The organism is Streptomyces sp. NPDC002324 (assembly GCF_053593335.1).
Genome location: NZ_JBSFCF010000014.1, coordinates 27,024 through 45,338 on the forward strand (window position 1 = coordinate 27,024; position 18,315 = coordinate 45,338).

At 72.8% G+C, this 18,315-nt stretch carries 14 protein-coding genes; 6 read left to right on the top strand and 8 right to left on the bottom strand.

Annotated elements, in window-relative coordinates:
- Positions 1-5: 5 nt before the first annotated feature.
- Positions 6-1,076 carry a M4 family metallopeptidase gene (locus tag ACWCRJ_RS19845; protein WP_450940477.1) on the bottom strand — a complete coding sequence of 357 codons (1,071 nt, stop codon included), beginning with the start codon at positions 1,074-1,076 and terminating at the stop codon, positions 6-8.
- A gap of 404 nt (positions 1,077-1,480) precedes the next feature.
- On the opposite strand from ACWCRJ_RS19845, the gene leuA reads away from it, so the two are divergent.
- The gene (gene leuA / locus ACWCRJ_RS19850; RefSeq protein ID WP_450940478.1) at positions 1,481-3,202 is read left to right on the top strand and encodes a 2-isopropylmalate synthase; all 1,722 of its coding nucleotides are present in this window, start codon (positions 1,481-1,483) and stop codon (positions 3,200-3,202) included.
- A gap of 219 nt (positions 3,203-3,421) precedes the next feature.
- Positions 3,422-4,153 carry a TerB family tellurite resistance protein gene (locus ACWCRJ_RS19855; protein WP_450940479.1) on the top strand — a complete coding sequence of 244 codons (732 nt, stop codon included), beginning with the start codon at positions 3,422-3,424 and terminating at the stop codon, positions 4,151-4,153.
- Positions 4,154-4,174: 21 nt separating this feature from the next.
- On the opposite strand, the gene ACWCRJ_RS19860 is transcribed toward ACWCRJ_RS19855, so the two are convergent.
- Genes ACWCRJ_RS19860 through ACWCRJ_RS19880 form a run of 5 tightly spaced genes read right to left on the bottom strand, consistent with a single transcriptional unit; the run spans position 4,175 to position 10,824 of the window.
- Complete coding sequence (locus ACWCRJ_RS19860) at positions 4,175-5,110, bottom strand: dihydrodipicolinate synthase family protein (RefSeq protein WP_450940480.1); 936 nt, start codon at positions 5,108-5,110, stop codon at positions 4,175-4,177.
- Positions 5,111-5,126: 16 nt separating this feature from the next.
- A complete protein-coding gene (locus ACWCRJ_RS19865; RefSeq protein ID WP_450940481.1) occupies positions 5,127-6,164 on the bottom strand; it encodes an oligopeptide/dipeptide ABC transporter ATP-binding protein in 1,038 nt (345 codons plus the stop codon).
- Positions 6,161-8,218 carry a dipeptide/oligopeptide/nickel ABC transporter permease/ATP-binding protein gene (locus tag ACWCRJ_RS19870; RefSeq protein WP_450940482.1) on the bottom strand — a complete coding sequence of 686 codons (2,058 nt, stop codon included), beginning with the start codon at positions 8,216-8,218 and terminating at the stop codon, positions 6,161-6,163. The genes ACWCRJ_RS19865 and ACWCRJ_RS19870 overlap by 4 nt, the downstream gene beginning before the upstream one ends.
- 13 nt (positions 8,219-8,231) lie before the next feature.
- Positions 8,232-9,191: an ABC transporter permease gene (locus ACWCRJ_RS19875; RefSeq protein ID WP_450940483.1), complete on the bottom strand. Its 960-nt coding sequence runs from the start codon at positions 9,189-9,191 to the stop codon at positions 8,232-8,234.
- A 1-nt stretch (position 9,192) separates the two neighbouring features.
- Positions 9,193-10,824 carry an ABC transporter substrate-binding protein gene (locus ACWCRJ_RS19880; RefSeq protein WP_450940484.1) on the bottom strand — a complete coding sequence of 544 codons (1,632 nt, stop codon included), beginning with the start codon at positions 10,822-10,824 and terminating at the stop codon, positions 9,193-9,195.
- Positions 10,825-11,102: 278 nt separating this feature from the next.
- Between ACWCRJ_RS19880 and ACWCRJ_RS19885 the strand changes: the two genes are divergently transcribed.
- Positions 11,103-11,843, top strand: a complete 741-nt coding sequence (locus ACWCRJ_RS19885; protein WP_450940591.1) for a FadR/GntR family transcriptional regulator — start codon at positions 11,103-11,105, stop codon at positions 11,841-11,843.
- A gap of 4 nt (positions 11,844-11,847) precedes the next feature.
- On the top strand, positions 11,848-12,288 hold the full coding sequence (locus ACWCRJ_RS19890; protein ID WP_450940485.1) for a protein-tyrosine phosphatase family protein: 441 nt from the start codon (positions 11,848-11,850) through the stop codon (positions 12,286-12,288).
- Between the two features lie 182 nt (positions 12,289-12,470).
- Here ACWCRJ_RS19890 and ACWCRJ_RS19895 read toward each other — a convergent pair whose 3' ends face one another.
- Complete coding sequence (locus tag ACWCRJ_RS19895; RefSeq protein ID WP_450940486.1) at positions 12,471-13,127, bottom strand: M15 family metallopeptidase; 657 nt, start codon at positions 13,125-13,127, stop codon at positions 12,471-12,473.
- 410 nt (positions 13,128-13,537) lie between these two features.
- On the bottom strand, positions 13,538-16,660 hold the full coding sequence (locus ACWCRJ_RS19900; protein ID WP_450940487.1) for a BTAD domain-containing putative transcriptional regulator: 3,123 nt from the start codon (positions 16,658-16,660) through the stop codon (positions 13,538-13,540).
- A 506-nt stretch (positions 16,661-17,166) separates the two neighbouring features.
- On the opposite strand from ACWCRJ_RS19900, the gene ACWCRJ_RS19905 reads away from it, so the two are divergent.
- Positions 17,167-17,397: a hypothetical protein gene (locus ACWCRJ_RS19905; RefSeq protein WP_005479188.1), complete on the top strand. Its 231-nt coding sequence runs from the start codon at positions 17,167-17,169 to the stop codon at positions 17,395-17,397.
- 157 nt (positions 17,398-17,554) lie between these two features.
- The gene (gene recO, locus ACWCRJ_RS19910) at positions 17,555-18,304 is read left to right on the top strand and encodes a DNA repair protein RecO (protein WP_005479186.1); all 750 of its coding nucleotides are present in this window, start codon (positions 17,555-17,557) and stop codon (positions 18,302-18,304) included.
- Positions 18,305-18,315: the final 11 nt, after the last annotated feature.

The window sequence follows — 18,315 nt, forward strand, 5'->3', positions numbered from 1 at the left end:
CGTCCTCACAGCGTCCGCACGCCCACCTGCTCCCAGGCCTTCAGCACCGCCGTCAGCTCGTCGCCCTGCCCGTAGCGGTCCTTCGCGGCCTTCACCGTGAGCGTGGCGAAGTCGACGAAGAGGGCCTGCTTGCTCAGCTCGCCGCCGGTGAGGACGTCGTACCAGATCTGTCCGGCGCGCTCCCAGGCGTGGCCGCCCAGCGCGGTGGCCACGAGGTAGAACGCGTGGTTGGGGATGCCGGAGTTGATGTGGACACCGCCGTTGTCGCGGCCCGTGCGGACGTAGTCGTCCATGGTCGCCGGCTGCGGGTCCTTGCCGAGGACGTCGTCGTCGTACGCCGTGCCCGGGGCCTTCATCGAGCGCAGGGCGGTGCCCGTGACGCGCGGGGCGAGCAGGCCCGCGCCGATCAGCCAGTCCGCCTCGGCGGCGGTCTGGCCGAGCGTGCACTGCTTGATGAGGGCGCCGAAGACGTCCGACATGGACTCGTTGAGCGCGCCCGGCTGCCCGAAGTAGGTCAGGTTCGCCGTGTACTGCGTGACGCCGTGGCTCAGTTCGTGGCCGATGACGTCGATCGGGATGGTGAAGTCGAGGAAGATCTCGCCGTCGCCGTCGCCGAACACCATCTGCTCGCCGTTCCAGAAGGCGTTGTTGTAGTCGCGGTCGTAGTGCACGGTCGCGTCCAGCGGCAGCCCGCCGCCGTCGATCGAGTCGCGCGCGAAGGACTGCCAGAACAGCTCGTACGTGGCACCGAGGCCGGCGTACGCCCGGTTGACCGTGGCGTCCCTGCCGGGCTCGTCGCCCTCGCCGCGCACCTTCCTGCCGGGCAGGTCCGTGCCGTGGCGGGCGTCGTGGATCGTGCGGTGCGGCCGGCCCGTCTCGGCCCCGGCGGGCGCGGCGATGCTCGGGGCGCCGATGACCGTGGTCAGGCGGCGGTGGGTGCGCTCGAAGGCGTCGCGCTCCAGGGTCCTGCGCGCGGCGTCGGCGAGTGCGGGGTCCTCGGCGCGGGAGAGCTTGTCGAGGACGTGGGGCGGTACGACGGTGCAGAAGACGGGCTCGTGGCCCCCGTTGGTCGTCATGTTCCGCACGATTGCACTCCGTTAGGTGTGTGTCACTAGGGGCCACCATGATTGGTGAAATGTCGCCGTATGGGTTGTGAATCGTCATCGCCGTGTTACGGAGGGTGGGACCGGGCTGTCCGTGGAGGGGGCTTCGCGTGCAGTTCCCCGCGCCCCTGGTGGGCGCGCTGTCGTGCCCCATGTGTGCTTGCGCACCTTTTGCCCCTTATCCGGTCCCGGTCCCGCATACTGATACGACCCCGCGCGGCAGGGACGGCTCGGTTAAGCTGCTCCGCATCATGCGTTTCGGGCTGCTTCTCCTTAGCTGCCGCGGCGAGGGCCTGTAGTCGAGGCCGACCCCCTCCCCGCGGTGCTCTGGCGTTGCGTCGGCCGTCCTTTCCGGACCATCGAGGAGCCCACGCATCATGGCGAACCGCCAGCAGCCCACGTCCATGCCGATCCACAAGTACGGGCAGTACGAGCAGGTCGACATCCCCGACCGCACGTGGCCGAACAACCGGATCACCGTCGCCCCCCGCTGGCTCTCCACCGATCTGCGCGACGGCAACCAGTCCCTGATCGACCCGATGTCGCCCGAGCGCAAGCGCCGGATGTTCGACCAGCTGGTCAAGATGGGCTACAAGGAGATCGAGGTCGGCTTCCCCGCCTCCGGCCAGACGGACTTCGACTTCGTACGGTCGATCATCGAGGAGCCTGGGGCCGTCCCGGACGACGTCACCATCTCCGTACTGACCCAGGCCCGTGAGGACCTCATCGAGCGGACCGTGGAGTCGCTGAAGGGCGCCAAGCGGGCGACCGTCCACCTGTACAACGCCACCGCGCCGGTCTTCCGGCGGGTCGTGTTCCGCGGCTCCAAGGACGAGATCAAGCAGATCGCCGTCGACGGTACGCGCCTGGTGATGGAGTACGCGGAGAAACTGCTGGGCCCCGAGACCGAGTTCGGCTACCAGTACAGCCCGGAGATCTTCACCGACACCGAGCTGGACTTCGCCCTGGAGGTCTGCGAGGCGGTGATGGACGTCTACCAGCCCGGTCCGGGCCGCGAGATCATCCTCAACCTGCCCGCCACGGTGGAGCGTTCGACCCCCTCGACGCACGCGGACCGCTTCGAGTGGATGAGCCGCAACATCTCCCGCCGCGAGCACGTCGTCATCTCCGTCCACCCGCACAACGACCGCGGTACGGCCGTCGCCGCCGCCGAACTGGCCCTGATGGCCGGCGCCGACCGCGTCGAGGGCTGTCTGTTCGGCCAGGGCGAGCGCACCGGCAACGTCGACCTGGTCACCCTGGGCATGAACCTGTTCTCGCAGGGCGTCGACCCGCAGATCGACTTCTCCGACATCGACGAGATCCGTCGCACGTGGGAGTACTGCAACCAGATGGAGGTCCACCCGCGCCACCCGTACGTGGGCGACCTGGTCTACACGTCCTTCTCCGGCTCCCACCAGGACGCCATCAAGAAGGGCTTCGACGCCATGGAGGCCGACGCCAAGGCCAAGGGCGTCACCGTCGACGACATCGAGTGGGCGGTCCCGTACCTGCCGATCGACCCCAAGGACGTCGGCCGTTCCTACGAGGCCGTCATCCGGGTCAACTCGCAGTCCGGCAAGGGCGGTATCGCCTACGTCCTGAAGAACGACCACAAGCTGGACCTGCCGCGCCGGATGCAGATCGAGTTCTCGAAGCTCATCCAGGCCAAGACCGACGCCGAGGGCGGCGAGGTCACCGGCTCCGACATCTGGGCGGTCTTCCAGGACGAGTACCTGCCGAACCCCTTGAACCCCTGGGGCCGGGTCCAGGTCCGCAACAACCAGTCGACCACCGACAAGGACGGCGTGGACACGCTGACCGTGGAGGCCGTGGTGGACGGCGCGGAGACCACCCTGGTGGGCACCGGCAACGGCCCGATCTCGGCGTTCTTCCACGCGCTGCAGGGCATCGGCATCGACGCGCGGCTGCTGGACTACCAGGAGCACACGATGAGCGAGGGCGCCTCCGCGCAGGCCGCCTCGTACATCGAGGTCGCCATCGAGGACAAGGTCCTGTGGGGCATCGGTATCGACGCGAACACGACGCGTGCGTCGCTGAAGGCGGTCGTCTCCGCCGTCAACCGCGCGGCCCGCTGACCAGCCCGACCGGCGGTTTGAAGGCCCCGTTCGCCGGATTCCGGCGGGCGGGGCCCCGTCGTTTACCGGCCAAACCCTGTGCGGGTCGCGGGTAGGCCTCGTCCGGAGTACTGACTGCGCCTCACGGATGTGGCTAACATCACCAAGCGCGGCAATGTTGCCGAGGGGGCACTTCCCGCGCCCAAGGGGCCGTGTGTGGGGGAGTTACGGAGGTGCCACGTGCTGCCAGGACGGGACCCGATCGGCGATGTCGCCGCACTCGGCGGCGTGGGGTGCACCAGCCGTGCCACCGGCCTGTCGCGGGTGATGGGGACGCGGATCGCGTGGACGGGCGTCGGTGACGGCGAGTTCTTCTGTCCGGGCTGCGGGGGCGACCGCAACTACCAGCGCCTCACCGGCCGCCGCCGCTTCACATTCCTCGGCGTCCCGGTCCTGCCGCGCGGCGAGACGGGCCCCGTGGTGGAGTGCGCGGCCTGCCGCCACCACTACGCCACCGACGTCCTCGACCACCCGACCACCACCCGCTTCTCCGCGATGCTCCGCGACGCCGTCCACACCGTCGCCCTGGCGGTCCTCGCGGCCGACGGCAGCCGCTCCCGCGCCTCCCTGTCGGTGGCCGCCTCCGCCGTCCGCTCCGCCGGCTTCGACGACTGCACCGAGGACCAGCTCGCCGCCCTGGTCCAGGCACTGGCCGCCGACACGGGCCGCGTCCACGGTGAACCCTGCGGCCCCGGTCTCGCCATAGAGCTCCACGAGGCCCTCGACCCGCTCGCCCCCCACCTCGCCGCCACCGGCCGTGAGGCGATCCTCCTCCAGGGCGCCCGGATCGCCCTGGCGGACGGCCCCTACACCCCGGCCGAGCGGGACGCGCTCGCCACGGTCGGGGCGGCCCTGACGATCTGCTCGGACGACGTGACCCGCCTGCTGGCGGCGGCCCGCACGCCGTCGTAGCCGTCCGCGGCCCGCGCGGGCCTACAACAGCCCCGCGGCCGCCAGATACTTGCCGATCCGCTCGACCTCCGCCTCCGACAGCGGGATCTGCGGTTCCGCCGTGGCCGGGCAGGCGATGACGCCGCGCAGGTGGAGGGCCGCCTTGAAGGCGCCGAGGGCGGAGGAGCCGGCGCCCATGCGGGACGGGGCGCCGACGCCGGTCAGGCCGAAGAGGGCGCACAGGCGTTCCTGTTCGGCGCGGGCCCGGTCCCCGTCGCCGGCGCGGCAGAGGCGGTCGAGGCGGACGTACCCGGCGGGGTCGACGTTCGCCAGCCCCGGCACCGCGCCGTGCGCGCCGAGGGCGAGGGCGGAGTCGACGAGGAGTTCGGAGCCGGTGAGGACGCTGAAGCCGCTCAGGGCCGGATTCGTACGGGCGCCCGTGACGACCGCGCGGAAGGCGGCCAGGTCGCCGCTGGAGTCCTTGAGGCCGGCGATGGCACCCTCCGCCGCCAGTTCCAGGACCACGTCGGCGGGCAGCTTGGTGTGCACGGCGGCCGGGATGTCGTAGGCGAGGACGGGGACGGGGGAGCCGGCGGCGAGCAGCCGGAAGTGGCGGGCGATCTCCGCCGGGTGGGTGCGGGCGTAGAAGGGGGCCGTGGCCACGACGGCCTCGGCCCCGGCGGCGGTCACGGCGCGGACGTGGTCCAGTACGCGGGGCGTGGTCATGTCGATCGCCCCGGCGAGCACGGGCAGTTGACCGCCGACGTGCCCGACGACCGACTCCACGACCCGCCGCCGCTGCGCGTCCGTCAGATACGCCGCCTCCGACGACGAGCCGAGCACGAACAGCGCGTCCACACCGCCCGCCACCAGGTGGTCCACGAGCCGCACGAGCGAGGGGACGTCCACCTCGCGGTCCGGTGTCAGGGGGGTGCAGACGGGCGGTACGACACCGGTCAGCGGGGCGGGGACGGTCATGGCGGCTCCCTCGGTCCTATACAGCGCGTGTGGAGTCCGGCGCGGGCGCGGCCTCCGCCTGGGCGACCAGGTCACGCGTCGACTCCTGCTCCTGCACAGGATGGTGGCAGCGGAAACGGTGCCCGGGGGCCGACGCGGCCGAGAAGTCCGGCACGATCCGTGCGCACACCTCGTCCGCCTTCCAGCAGCGCGTACGGAACGGGCAGCCGCTCGGCGGCCGGGTGGCCGAGGGGACGGGGCCCGCCAGCGGGATAGGGTCGATCGGGGCGAGCAGCCCGGGGGTGGCCGAGAACAGCGCGCGGGTGTACGGGTGCCGGGCGCGCTCGGTGACCAGGGCCGCCGGGGTCTCCTCCACGATCCGGCCCAGATACATGGTGATCACACGGTCGCTCATCCGCCGTACCGTCTGGATGTCGTGCGAGACGAACACCAGCGCCAGGCCGAGGCGTTCTCTCAGGTCGAGCAGGAGGTTGAGGATCTGGGCGCGCACCGAGACGTCCAGCGCGCTCGTCGGCTCGTCCGCCACCACCAGCTCGGGGTCGAGCGCCAACGCCCGTGCGATCGCCACGCGTTGTCGCTGACCCCCGGAGAGCCGGCCGGGCAGCGCGTCCGCGAGCGCCGGGGGCAGGCCGACCAGGGACATCAACTCCCGCACCCGGTCCTCCCGTTCGGCCGGGGTGCCGTGCCGGTGGACGTCGAGCGGGTCGCGCAGGATCCGGCGGATCGTCAGTCGGCGGTTCAGGGCCGTCGAGGGATCCTGGAAGATCATGCCCGTGCCCCGGCCGACGGCCGTACGGCGCTCGGCCGGGGACATGGACCACAGGTCCCGGCCCCGGAAGGAGACCGTGCCCGCCGTCGGCCGGTCCACGCCCACCAGCACCTTCGCCAGCGTCGACTTGCCGCACCCCGACTCGCCCACGACGCCCACCGTCTCACCGGGGGCGATCACCAGGTCGGCGCCGGTCAGCGCGTACACCCGGTCCCGGCCGAACACCCCGCCGCCGCGCGCACGATGGACGACATGGGCGCCGGAGACCTCCACGAGCGCGTTCACCGGGCCACCTCCGCGTCGTCCGGGAGATCCACCGCGGGGTGGTGGCAGGCCGCTGTGTGCGTACGGGGGCCCCGCGGGGCCGGGGCCGTCGTCCGGCAGACCTCGCTCGCGCGGGTGCAGCGGTCGGCGAAGCGGCAGCCCGCCGGGAAGCCGGCGGGGGAGGGGACGACCCCCCTGATCTGGGTCATCCGCTCGGCCGCCGACTCCAGGGACAGCACACTGCCCAGCAGACCGCGCGTGTAGGGGTGGGCGGGCCGCTCCACCAGGTCCGCCGTCACGCCCGTCTCGACGATCTGGCCGCCGTACATCACCACCACCCGGTCGGTGACGTCCGCGACCAGGGCGAGGTCGTGGGAGACGAGGACCAGGGCGAAGCCCAGCTCCTCGCGCAGCCGCAGCAGCAGCGCCATGATCTGGGCCTGGACCGTCACGTCGAGGGCGGTCGTCGGCTCGTCGGCCACGATCAGGCGGGGGTCGCGGGACAGGGCCATCGCGATGAGGACGCGCTGGCGCTGGCCGCCGGAGAGTTCGTGCGGGTAGCTGGTGAGGGTGCGGTCGGGGTCGAGGCCCACCATGCGCAGCAGCTCGGGCGCGGGACGCCGGCCGCCCCGGCGCACGACCTGACCCAGCTGGGCGCGGATCGTCATCGCCGGGTTCAGGGAGGACAGGGCGTCCTGGTAGATCATCGCCATCTCGTGGCCGAGCAGCCGGCGCCGCACACGCATCGGCTCGCCCACCAGCTGCCGCCGGCCGAACCGGACCCGGCCGCGCACCCGGGCATCCTTCGGTTCCAGGCCCATCACCGTCAGCGCGGTCAGCGACTTGCCGCAGCCCGACTCGCCGACCAGGCCCAGGACCTCACCGGGACGGACCTCGAAGCTGATGCCGTCGACGATGTCCACGCCCCGGTGACGGCCGTGGAAGCCGATCGCCAGGTCCTCCACGGACAGCACCGGCGGCCCCTCGGGCAGCGGGCGGGCCCGGGCGCGCAGCCGCAGGGCCGCCTCGGCCAGCCCGGGCAACTCGTCGGCCGCACCACCGCCGCCCGGCACGGAGGACTCCCGCGGAGCCTTGGCCTCGCGCCGGGCCTCGGCCCCCGACCGGTCCTCGGCCCCCCACCGGCCCTCCCCCTCCCGCGGCTCCCCCGGGTCCTCCTCCCGCGCGACCGGCGCCGCCCACGCGTCGGAGACGCCCTCGGAGAGGATGTTGAGGGAGAGGACCGTGAGCAGCATCAGCAGGCCGGGGAACACGGTCGCCCACCAGCCGCCGGTCAGCACCATGTTCTTGCCGTCGGCGATGACGCTGCCCCAGGACGGGTCCGGCGGCCGTACGCCCGCGCCGATGAAGGACAGCGACGCCTCGAAGACGACGGCCTCGGCGACCTGGACCGTGCAGAACACGAGCACCGGGGCGGCGCAGTTGACCGCCACGTGGCGGAGCACGATGTGGGGGGTGCGGGCCCCTATCACCCGCTCGGCGGTCACGTAGTCCTCGCCGTACTGGTCCAGGACGTTGGCCCGGACCACTCTGGCGACCGGCGGGGTGAACAGGAAGGCGATCGCGCAGATCAGGACGGTGATCCCACCGCCGAAGACGGCCACGAGCACGGCGGCGAGCGCGATGCCGGGGAACGCCATGACGACGTCCAGGCACCGCATCAGCGCCTCGTCGACCGCCTTGCGCGAGGTCGCGGCGACGGCGCCGACGACCGCGCCCACGACCAGGGCCAGCGCGGTGGCGCCGAGCCCGATCGCCAGCGACCAGCGCGCCCCGTACATCAGCCGGCTCAGGATGTCCCGGCCTAGGCTGTCCTGCCCCATCCAGTGGTCGGCGGAGGGCGCTCCGGTGCCGCCCGTCAGAGCCCGTTGGTCCAGCGGGTCGTGCGGGGCGAGGAGGGGGGCGAGGAGTGCTGTGAGGACCACGACCGCCAGGAAGCAGACCGCGATCCGGGAGAGCGGCGGCAGCCGCCGCCAGGAGCGCGTCCGCACGCCGGGCCGGGACAGGGCGTCCGTCAGGCGTTTGCGCGTGGTCACGATCAGGCCGAACATCGGCATCCCTCTGTCGTCGTCACGTTGCGTCCCTGAGCCGCGGGTTCACCAGCAGATGGAGGACGTCGATGACGAGGTTCACGACCACGAAACCCGCGGCCGTGGTCAGCACGACACCCTGGACGACCGCCGGATCGCCGTTCTTCACGGCGTCGATCATCAGCTTGCCCATCCCGGGGAGGGAGAAGATCGTCTCGATGACGACCGCGCCGCCGAGCAGATAGCCGACACGCAGCCCGAGCACGGTCAGCGGGTTGATCAGCGCGTTCCGGAGCACGTTCCGGCCCACCACGACCCGGGGCGGCAGCCCGCTCCCGATCGCCGTCCGTACGTAGTCCCTGTCCAGCTCCTCCACCATCGCCGTCCGCACGATCCGGGTGAGCTGCGCCGCCACCGGCAGCGACAGCGCGAACGCCGGCAGTGTCATCGTCCGCAGCCAGCCGGTGAAGGAGTCCGCCGGATTGACGTACCCGCCGGTCGGGAACCAGCCGAGGTCCACCGCCAGGTACTGGATCATCAGCAGCGCCAGCCAGAATCCCGGCGCCGCGACCCCGGTCAGCGACACCACCCGGATGATCTGGTCCGGCAGCCGGTCCCGGTGGATCGCCGCGGTGACCCCGCCGAGCAGGGCCAGTACGACCGCGATGCCGAGCCCCAGGAAGGTCAGCTGGAGGGTGAGCGGCAGCGCGGTCATGACCTGGTCGACGACGGGCGCCCGGGTGAGCGCGCTGATCCCCATGTCCCCGTGCAGCAGATCGCCGACGAAGCCGACGTAGCGCACGGGCAGGGGGTCCAGCAGACCGTTGTCCTCCCGGAACTCGCGCAGCTGCTCCGGTGTCGGGTTCGCCCCCTGGAAGAACGCGGACGCCGGATCGACGTCCGAGAACCTCATGACGACGAACACGAACAGCACGATTCCGAGCAGCAGCGGAACGAGCAGAGCGATCCGCCGCAGCAGAACGCGCAGGACGGCGACCACGCTAGACCCACTTGGCCTGGAGCAGGTTGATCCCCGGATAGGGCTGCGCCCTTATCCCCGACAGCCGCTTCGGATTCCACGCCGTCATCAGCTCGTTGTGCACCACCGGATAGAGCACGGCCTGCTCGGCGACGATGTCGATGTAGTCCTGGATCATCGTCTTCTTCTTCTCGGCGTCCGGTTCCCGGGTCGCCCGGTCCATGTCCCGGAACAGCTTCCTGGCCACGGAGTGGTCGGCCCACCGCGCGTACCGCATCCACAGGTTCTGCGGCCCGTAGTTGTAGTGCATGATCAGATCCGCGTCGAGCCCGAACTGGTTGGGATTGGAGGCGGCGGCGACCACCTGGTAGTCCCGCCCCTGGTCCAGCTTCGTGAAGACGGCGGTGGTCTCCTGCGGCGACAGCGTCGTCTCGACCCCGATCGCGTCCCAGGAGGCCTTGATCGTCGGCAGACAGTCGACGATCCAGCTGACGTTCACCGCGAGGATCTCGATCCGCAGGTTCTTCACCCCGGCCTCCGCCAGCAGCGCCTTCGCCCGGTCGGGGTCGTGCGCGTACACGTTCTTCGCCGGCCGGTAACTCGGGTTCTGTTCGTTCAGAAAGGAACTCGCCGCTTTTCCGTGGCCCTTCAGCGCGACCTCGATCATCTTGTCGCGGTCGATCGCGTGGTGCAGCGCCTGCCGCACCCGCACGTCGTCGAAGGGCTTGCGCCGGGTGTCGAACAGGAGGAAGAGGTTGTTCATCCCGGAGCCGCCCTGGACGGACATGCCGCCCTTCTCCAGCTGCCCGATGTTGGCGTACGGGATGTTGTCGGCGATCTGCGCGCCCGCGCTCGCGCCGGAGATCTTCGCGACGCGCGGGGCCGCGTCCACGATGGTCAGCCAGTTCATCTTCCTGAAGGCCGCCGGGCGCGGCCCGTTGTAGTCGGCGTAGGCCTCGAAGGTGGTGTTGGACTTCGGGTGGTGCGCGGTCTGCCGGTACGGCCCCGAACCGATCGCCTTGCCCCTGATGGCGTCCTCCCAGGCACCCGGCCGGGAGTAGACGTGCTTCGGCATGATCTTCGCCAGCGTCAGCCGGGAGACGCCGTCGGGGAAGGGGAACCTGAGCACCAGCTCGACGGTCCGCGCGTCGACCTTCCGGACCTCCTTCAGCCAGCTCGCGAAGAAGCCCTTGGCGAGGGTCTGGGTGCCGGGGTCGAGGATGCGCTCGTACACGAAGACGACGTCGTCGGCGGTGACCGGCCGGCCGTCGTGGAACGTGGCGCCGGGCCGCAGCTCGAACGTCCAGGACGTGGCGCCGGTGTCGGTCGGCACCGCCGTGGCGAGCGCCGGGTACGGCTCGCGCGAGAGGGGGTCCGTGTCGAGGAGCCCCTCGTAGATGTGGTTGTTCGCGGCCATGCAGAAGGCCGACGCGGTCTGGGTCGGGTCCCAGCTGCCGTCGTTGCCGTAGCCGATGACGGCGGTCAGGGTGCCGTTCCCGCCGCTCCCACCGTCGCCGGTGTCGTTGGTGGACTCCGGCCCGGCCGAACAGGAGGCCAGCGACGAGGAGACGGCGGCCGCCGCGCCCAGCGCGCCGGAGTACTTCAGGAGCGACCGGCGGGTCGGCGCCGGGGCGTCACGGATCACGTCGCGCACGGGTCCTCCAGGGCGGGAGATACGACGTCCTACGTCCTACAGGGGGCAGCGTGACCTTAGGAGCACCCGCAGGGGCGGTCAAGCGATCGCACACGAATGGCGTACGTGCCAGAGGTGCGACCATTGGCGGATCAACACCGGTATGAAATAAGGACGGTTGAGGGGCCGTCAGAGGGAGGTTTCCCACGGTCGCCGCTGGGCGTTAACCTGGCGTTCCCCTGGCCGGTCCACGTGGTTTCCGTCCGGACGTGGGACGTCGGATGTCCGGCGAGCGTACGATGCGGCGCATGTCTCAGGAGAGCGGGGGCCGGCGCCGGCCCGAGCGGCGGGTGAGCAGCCAGATCCAGCACGAGGTCATGCAGCTCATCCTCGACCAGGGGCTCCGGGCGGGTGCGCCGCTGCCCACCGAGACCGAGCTGATGGAGGACCTCGGCGTCAGCCGCAACTCCGTCCGGGAGGCCCTGAAGGCCCTGCAGGCCCTCGACATCGTCGACATCCGGCACGGCTACGGCACCTATGTCGGCGAGGCCTCCCTCACCCCTCTGATCGACGGCCTCACCTTCCGCACCCTCGCCCGGCCCGACGGCGACACCGCCGCGCTCGCCGAGATCCTCCAGATCCGCGAGATCCTGGAGGACGGCCTCGTACGCCGGGTGGCGGGCACCCTCACGCGGGACGAACTGGACGCCCTCGCGGCCGTGGTGGACCGGATGGAGGAGGCCGGGAAGGCGGGCGGGTCCGTGGCCGAACTCGACCGCGACTTCCACGAACTCCTCTACGCCTCCCTCGGCAACACGCTCGTCCCCCAGCTCCTCGGCGCCTTCTGGACCGTCTTCCTGCGCGTCGCCGGTGCCCGCGGCTGGACCGACGACCCCACCCCCGAGCTGACCATCCGCCGGCACCGCGACATCGTGGCCGCCCTGCGCGCCCACGACGTCGAGGGCGCGCGCCGGGCGATGGCCGACCACTTCAGGGGCATCGAGACCAGGGCCGCGCAGGCGTCGCGGGGGGTGGGCTAGGGCCATGGCGGAGCCGATCGAGCCCTGGGACCCGGCCGGCCCCGGTGTGCTGCGGCTGCCTTCGGGGCGGCTGGTGCGCGGCCGGGGGCTGCGCCACCCGCTCCCGGACGGCAGCGTGCCCACCTACGCCGTGTACTGCCTCGGCAAGGAGCCGCCCGCGGTCCCCTGGGCGGCCCGCTGGCTGCGCTGGCCCGACTTCCGGCTGCCCGCCGACCGGGCGGAGGCGGCACGGGTGCTGCGCGAGGTCTGGGACCGGGCGGCCACCGAGCGGGTCGAGGTGGCGTGCGGCGGCGGCAGGGGCCGCACCGGCACGGCGCTGGCCGCGCTCGCGGTGCTGGACGGTGTACCGCCGGGCGAGGCCGTGGCGTACGTGCGCCGGCACTACGACCGGCACGCGGTGGAGACGCCCTGGCAGCGGCGGTACGTACGGCGGTTCGGGGCCTGACCGGCCGCGGCGGGCATCACCACCGCGCCCCGCCGCCTCTGCCCGTCCCATCCGCGCGGTGCTGCCCCCGACCCCCGCTACGGGGTTCGCCGCCGGGGCGGCGACGGAGGACGGGGTGCGGCCCTCGGGGATGGGACGGGTAGGGACGGCGGGGACGGCGGAGCCCGGCGCGGGCCACCGGGCTAGACGCCGGTCCTCGCGGGTCCGTACAGCGCGTTCGGGGCGCCCGTCATCAGCGCCCAGTACCGGTCCCCGTACGACCAGTGCCACCACTCGGTGGGGTAGTTCACCAGCCCCGCCGTGGTGAGGGCGGCGCTCAGGGTGCGGCGGTTGGCGCGGGCGGTGTCGGAGATGTTCGGCGCGTCCGTGTAGCAGGCGTCGTCGCTCTCCTCGGGGCTCGCGTCGAGACGGGTGCCCATGTCGAGTTCCTCCCCGGCGGCGGTGCACAGGGTGAGGTCGACCGCGGCGCCCGCGACATGCGGCCCGATCTCCGGAGGCGAGAGGGAACGGCTGGTCTGGACGTGGAGGTGCTCCTCGGTCCAGTCCGGGTGGGCGAGCCGCAGTTCGGCGGCGTACGCCTCGAAGTACTCGATCTGCAGGGCGAGCGGCCGGTACCCCTCGGTGACCAGCAGCCGCAGCCCGTCGGGGAGCAGCCGGGCGGCGCGGGCGAGACGCCAGGCGACGCCCTCGCGCAGGTGCGCGTACGACCCCTCGGGGTCGGCCTGGCGGGAGTCGACCACCACGAAGGGCAGCTCCCTCAGGTCGACGAGGGGCTCACCGCACTCCTGGACCGGGACACCGGCGACCTCGGGGTCGCTCATGAGGATGATCGAAGCCATGGGTCGTCTTCCACCGGGCGGGAGGGGTGCGGCGGCGGGGTGCGTGGCAGCACCCCGGGGAGGGACCTGATCCCCTGATGTCCCTCCCCGGGGGCTTCCCCCCTTGAGTGGTGGTCTGCGGTCTGGAGCCGGGTGTTCCCCCAGTCCGTCCTGCTGTTCCGAACCCACTGTCGTCACGTTCCCACCGGTCCGTCCCCTGTGCGCTCCGGTGGGCCGACCGGCCGGGCGGTGGTCGCCCGGCCGATCCGTTGTTCCCCCGAGGACACCGAGAATGGCGCACTCCGCTGGAAGTTCTCTGCAAGTCGGCCGCAAGCGGGTTTCGGCCTGGCCGAGGGGCGTGAACGCGCCCCGTCACCCGGCCGGACACGCGCGAAGCACCCGGAGCGCCCCGAGGACCCGGAACGGGCGGATCACACCCACGGCCACGGCTCGTGGCGTTCGCGGGCCTCGCAGGCCTCGAACACCGTCATCGCCTCGGCCCGCAGCGCCTCGGCGCCCTCCTTGTCGCCGAGCGCGGCCCGTACGACGGACAGGTTGCGCAGGGCGCGGGCCCGGGGGAGGGGCAGCGCGAGCACGCCCCAGAGGGCGGCGGACGCGGTCAGCAGCCCCTCCGCGTCCGTCAGCCGCCCGTCGGCCAGCGCGCACTCGCCGAGCGTGCGCAGCGTCAGGGCCTCCCCGAAACGGTCCTCGTGGACCCGGCAGACCTCCACGATCTGGCGCAGCTCCGCCTCCGCCTCCCGCACGTGTCCCAGCCGCAGCCGCGCCTTGGCCCGGGCCCGCAGGGCGTACGCCGCCATGTGCGGGTCGCCGATCTCGCGCAGGATCTCCAGCGCCCGCTCGGCCACGCGCGCGGCCTCCTCGTACGCGCCGAGCGAGCGGTGCACCAGGCTGAGCGTGCGCAGCGCCAGTGCCTCGCCGCGCCGGCTGCCGAGCCGCCGGTACGCCCGCAGCGACTCGTCGAGCAGCGGGAACGCGCCCTCCTGGTCGCCGAGTTCGAGGCGTACGGAACCGCCGTACCGGCAGGCGACCCCGACCCCGGTGTCGTCGCCGACCCGCCGGAAGCCTTCGGCGGCGTCGGTCAACGCCCGTTCCGCCTCCCGCAGTTCGCCGACCTCGCGGCAGGCGCTGCCGAGGCCGGCGAGAGCGGCGGACCGGCCGCGCACGTCGCCCAGTTCGGTGCAGACGCGCTCCGCGGTGCGGAAGTACTCCTGGGACTCGGCGATGCGGTCCTGTTCGTAGCGGAGCTGCCCCAGGCCGATGATCAGCAGGGCCTCGCCCGAGCGGTCCTCGGCGCGGCGGGCCGCGGCGAGGGCGGCGTCGTGGCTGCGCCACCAGGCGTCGAAGCGGTTCTTGATGGCGAACGAGGAGGAGCACAGGGCCGCCGCCGCCTCACAGGCGAGGGTGTGCAGGCCCATCGCCGCCGCGCGCTCGACGGCGGTGGTGAGGGCGTCGGCTTCCGCGTCGAACCAGGCGAAGGGGTCCTCCAGGGCTCGGCGGGTGGTGCGTGCGCCTACCGGGGTGGGGGCGTCTGCCGGTTCGCGGCTTCCGGTCCGTCCTGGTTGCTCGCGCCCGCGCGGCGGAGCCGCAGGTGTCACGGCCCCGCGCCCCTTCAGGGGCGCTCCTCGGAAGCCCTGCCTCAAGGTCACCGCACCCGAGGGTGCCGCCTCCGTCACCCGGTCCATCAGCCACAGGCCCGCGCTCAGGGCCCTGCCCACCGCCGCCGTGCGGTCCTCCACCGGGTCCTCGGTCTCCGCGCGTTCGGCCGCGTAGACGCGGACCAGGTCGTGCAGGCGGTAGCGGGGCTGGCCGACCTGGTCGGTGCCGGGGCAGTTGATCAGCTGGGCGTCCAGGAGGCGTTCGAGGACCTCCTCCGCCCCGTCCTCGGGCATGCCGGAGAGCGCGGCCACCGTCCACACGGCGACGTCCGCCGAACCGAGGGTGGCGATGCGGCGCAGGACCCGGCGGGCGCACTCGTCGAGCGCCCGGTAGCTGAGGCCGAGACCGGCCCGTACCTCCAGGTCGCCCACGGACAGCTCGTCCAGGCGGCGGTGTTCGTCGGCGAGACGCTCGGCGAGCACGCTGGGCGTCCAGTGGCGCCGGGTCGCCAGGCGGGCCCCCGCGATCCGCAGGGCCAGCGGCAGCCCGCCGCACAGCTCGACGATGCGCCGCGCCGCGGCCTGTTCACGCGGGTCGTCCGGGGTGCGTTCCGGGCCGGTGACCCGGGTGAGCAGTTCCAGGCCGCGCGCGTCGTCCAGGACGTCCAGGTCGGTGCGCCGGGCCCCGACGAGCCCCCCGAGCCGGGCCCGTGAGGTCACCAGGACCCCGCAGGTGGCGCTGCCCGGCAGCAGCGGCCGTACCTGGGCCTCGCCGTTCGCGTCGTCCAGGACCAGCAGGATCCGCCGCCCGGCGACGAGGCTGCGGAACAGGTCGCCGCGCTCGGCGGTGTCCTCGGGCGGGTCCGCGCCGAGCGCCCGCAGCAGCCGGCCCAGCACCTCGGCGGGCGGTACGGGCTCGCTGAAGCCGTGCAGTTCGGCGTAGAGCTGCCCGTCGGGGTAGGCGTCCGCCACGCGGTGCGCGGCCTGCACGGCGAGGGCCGACTTGCCGACCCCGGCGGCCCCCGACACCACGACGACCGGCATCGCCTCCCGCGCGCCCCGCAACGCCCCGACGACCCCCGCCAGTTCCTCCTCCCGGCCGGTGAAGTCCCCGATGGCGGGCGGCAGGAGCGACACCGGCCGGGGGGCGGCGGCGGGCCGGGGGGCGACGGGGGCCGTCGTGGCGGTGAGCAGGGCCGGGTCGGCCCGCAGGATGGCCTCGTACAGCCTGGTCAGCTCCGGGCCCGGGTCGAGCCCCAGTTCCTCGGCGAGCGCGGCCCGGCCCTCCGCGTGGACGGCCAGCGCGTCCGCCTGCCGGCCCAGCCGGTACAGCCCCAGCATGAGCTGGCCGCGCGGCCGCTCCCGGGTCGGGCGGGCCTCGACCAGCGAGGTCAGCTCCGTGACCAGCTCCGCCTCGTGCCCGCCGGTCTCCAGCTCGGCGGCGATCCGTTCCTCCAGGGCCGCCTGCCGGGCCTCCTCCAGCCGTCCGGCCTCGCCGCGCAGCGCGTCCCCGACGCCGCCGAGCGCGGGGCCGTGCCACAGCTCCAGTGCCTCTCGTAGCAGCCGGGCCGCCTGCGCGTGGTCCCCGTCGGCGGCGGCCCGCCGCGCGTCCGCCGTGTATGCCTCGAACTCCGCCAGATCGACCCGCCCGACCCCGGGCCGCATCACGTATCCCGGGGGCCGGGTCTCGATCGCCTCCGCCGCCTCGGGCGGCAGGGCCCGCCGCAGCGCCGACACGTACGTCTGCACCAGCGCCCGCGCGGTGTCCGGGGGCTCGTCCCCCCAGATCACGTCCACCAACGCGTCCGCGGGCACCACCTGCCCGGCCCTCAGCAGCAGCACGGCCAGCAGCGCGCGCGGCTTCGGCCCGCCCAGCCGCAGGGGTCTGTCACCGTGCCATGCCTCGACCGGGCCGAGCAGTCGGAATTCCAGCTCCACGGGTCCCCATCTTCCGTGCTTTCGGACCGCCGGGACAGCGGTTGCTCACGCAGTGTTCGACGCTCATGTACGCCGGGTGGTTTCCCATGACACGTGATGCGTCGGCGAGTTGTCGGAAAACGGGGGAACCAAAGGGAATCTTAGGTGGACAACGCGGAGATTCCCCTCGTATGTGAGGACCACCTGTGACGATGCTGTGAGGACCGCGCCCGGTCTCGTTCCCGGCCGTCCAGGTCCGTCGGCCTCGACCCAACGCTTTCGCGCCGCCTCGTAGTTGTACGGGACAGACTCCCGCCGAGTTTAGGCACCAGGGGTCACCGGAGGGATGCGAAGAGTGAAATTCGACGGTGTGGGGGAGCACCGTGAAGGCGGCGGGAGAAGGCCCGGCGGGCGGAACTCGGCGGGCGCGTCGAAGAGGCGGAGGATGCGGTGGAGGAATTGCGGCGGACGGCCGGAAAGGCAGGAATTGTTCTGTCGGTACCGGGTATTTCGGCGGCGGCCCTGCGGTGAGCGGACACGGGAAGAAGCCGGCGGTCGGCACCTACGCGGTCGACACCCGCACGGGCAGGGTCGGCCGGGTCATGGGCCACGAGGGCCCCTACGTCCAGCTGCGGCCGGTCGGCGGCGGAAGGGAGTGGGACTGCGCCCCCGACGCCGTCCGGGCCGCCACGACCATAGAACGGCTGCGCGCGGCGACCGCGTACGAGAACGCCCGCAGTCGGGGCGAGGTCCCTTGAAGGGGTGACCGTAGGCGAGAATGGGCGGCATGAGTCCGTTCCGCGACGACACCGTCGTCCCGCGCACCCGGAAGCCGGGTGCGGCGGAGCGGATCATGCTGTTGTCTTCCGGGGGGCGGCCCCGGTGCCCCCGGCGGGGGACCTGCGGGGGTGGGCGATGAGTCTGTTCCGTGACGACGGTGTCGTGCTGCGCACCCAGAAGCTCGGCGAGGCCGACCGGATCATCACGTTGCTCACCCGGGGGCACGGGCGGGTGCGGGCGGTGGCCCGGGGGGTGCGGCGGACCAAGTCGAAGTTCGGGGCGCGGCTCGAACCCTTCTCGCACGTGGACGTGCAGTTCTTCGCGCGGGGCAGCGAGCTGATCGGACGCGGGCTGCCCCTGTGCACCCAGAGCGAGACCATCGCCCCCTACGGCGGCGGCATCGTCAGCGACTACGCCCGCTACACCGCCGGGACGGCCATGCTGGAGACGGCCGAACGGTTCACGGACCACGAGGGCGAGCCCGCCGTGCAGCAGTACCTGCTGCTCGTCGGCGGGCTGCGCACCCTCGCCCGCGGCGAGCACGCGCCGCACCTCGTCCTCGACGCCTTCCTCCTGCGCTCACTCGCCGTCAACGGCTACGCCCCCAGCTTCGGCGACTGCGCCAAGTGCGGCATGCCCGGCCCGAACCGCTTCTTCTCCGTCGCCGCCGGGGGGTCGGTCTGCGTGGACTGCCGGATGCCCGGCAGCGTCGTACCCTCACCGCAGACACTGCGGCTGCTCGCCGCGCTGCTCACGGGAGACTGGGAGACCGCGGACGCGAGCGAGCCGCGGCACGTGCGGGAGGGCAGCGGGCTGGTGTCCGCCTATCTGCACTGGCATCTGGAGCGCGGCCTGCGCTCCCTCCGGTACGTGGAGAAGTCGTAGGCGGCTCGCGG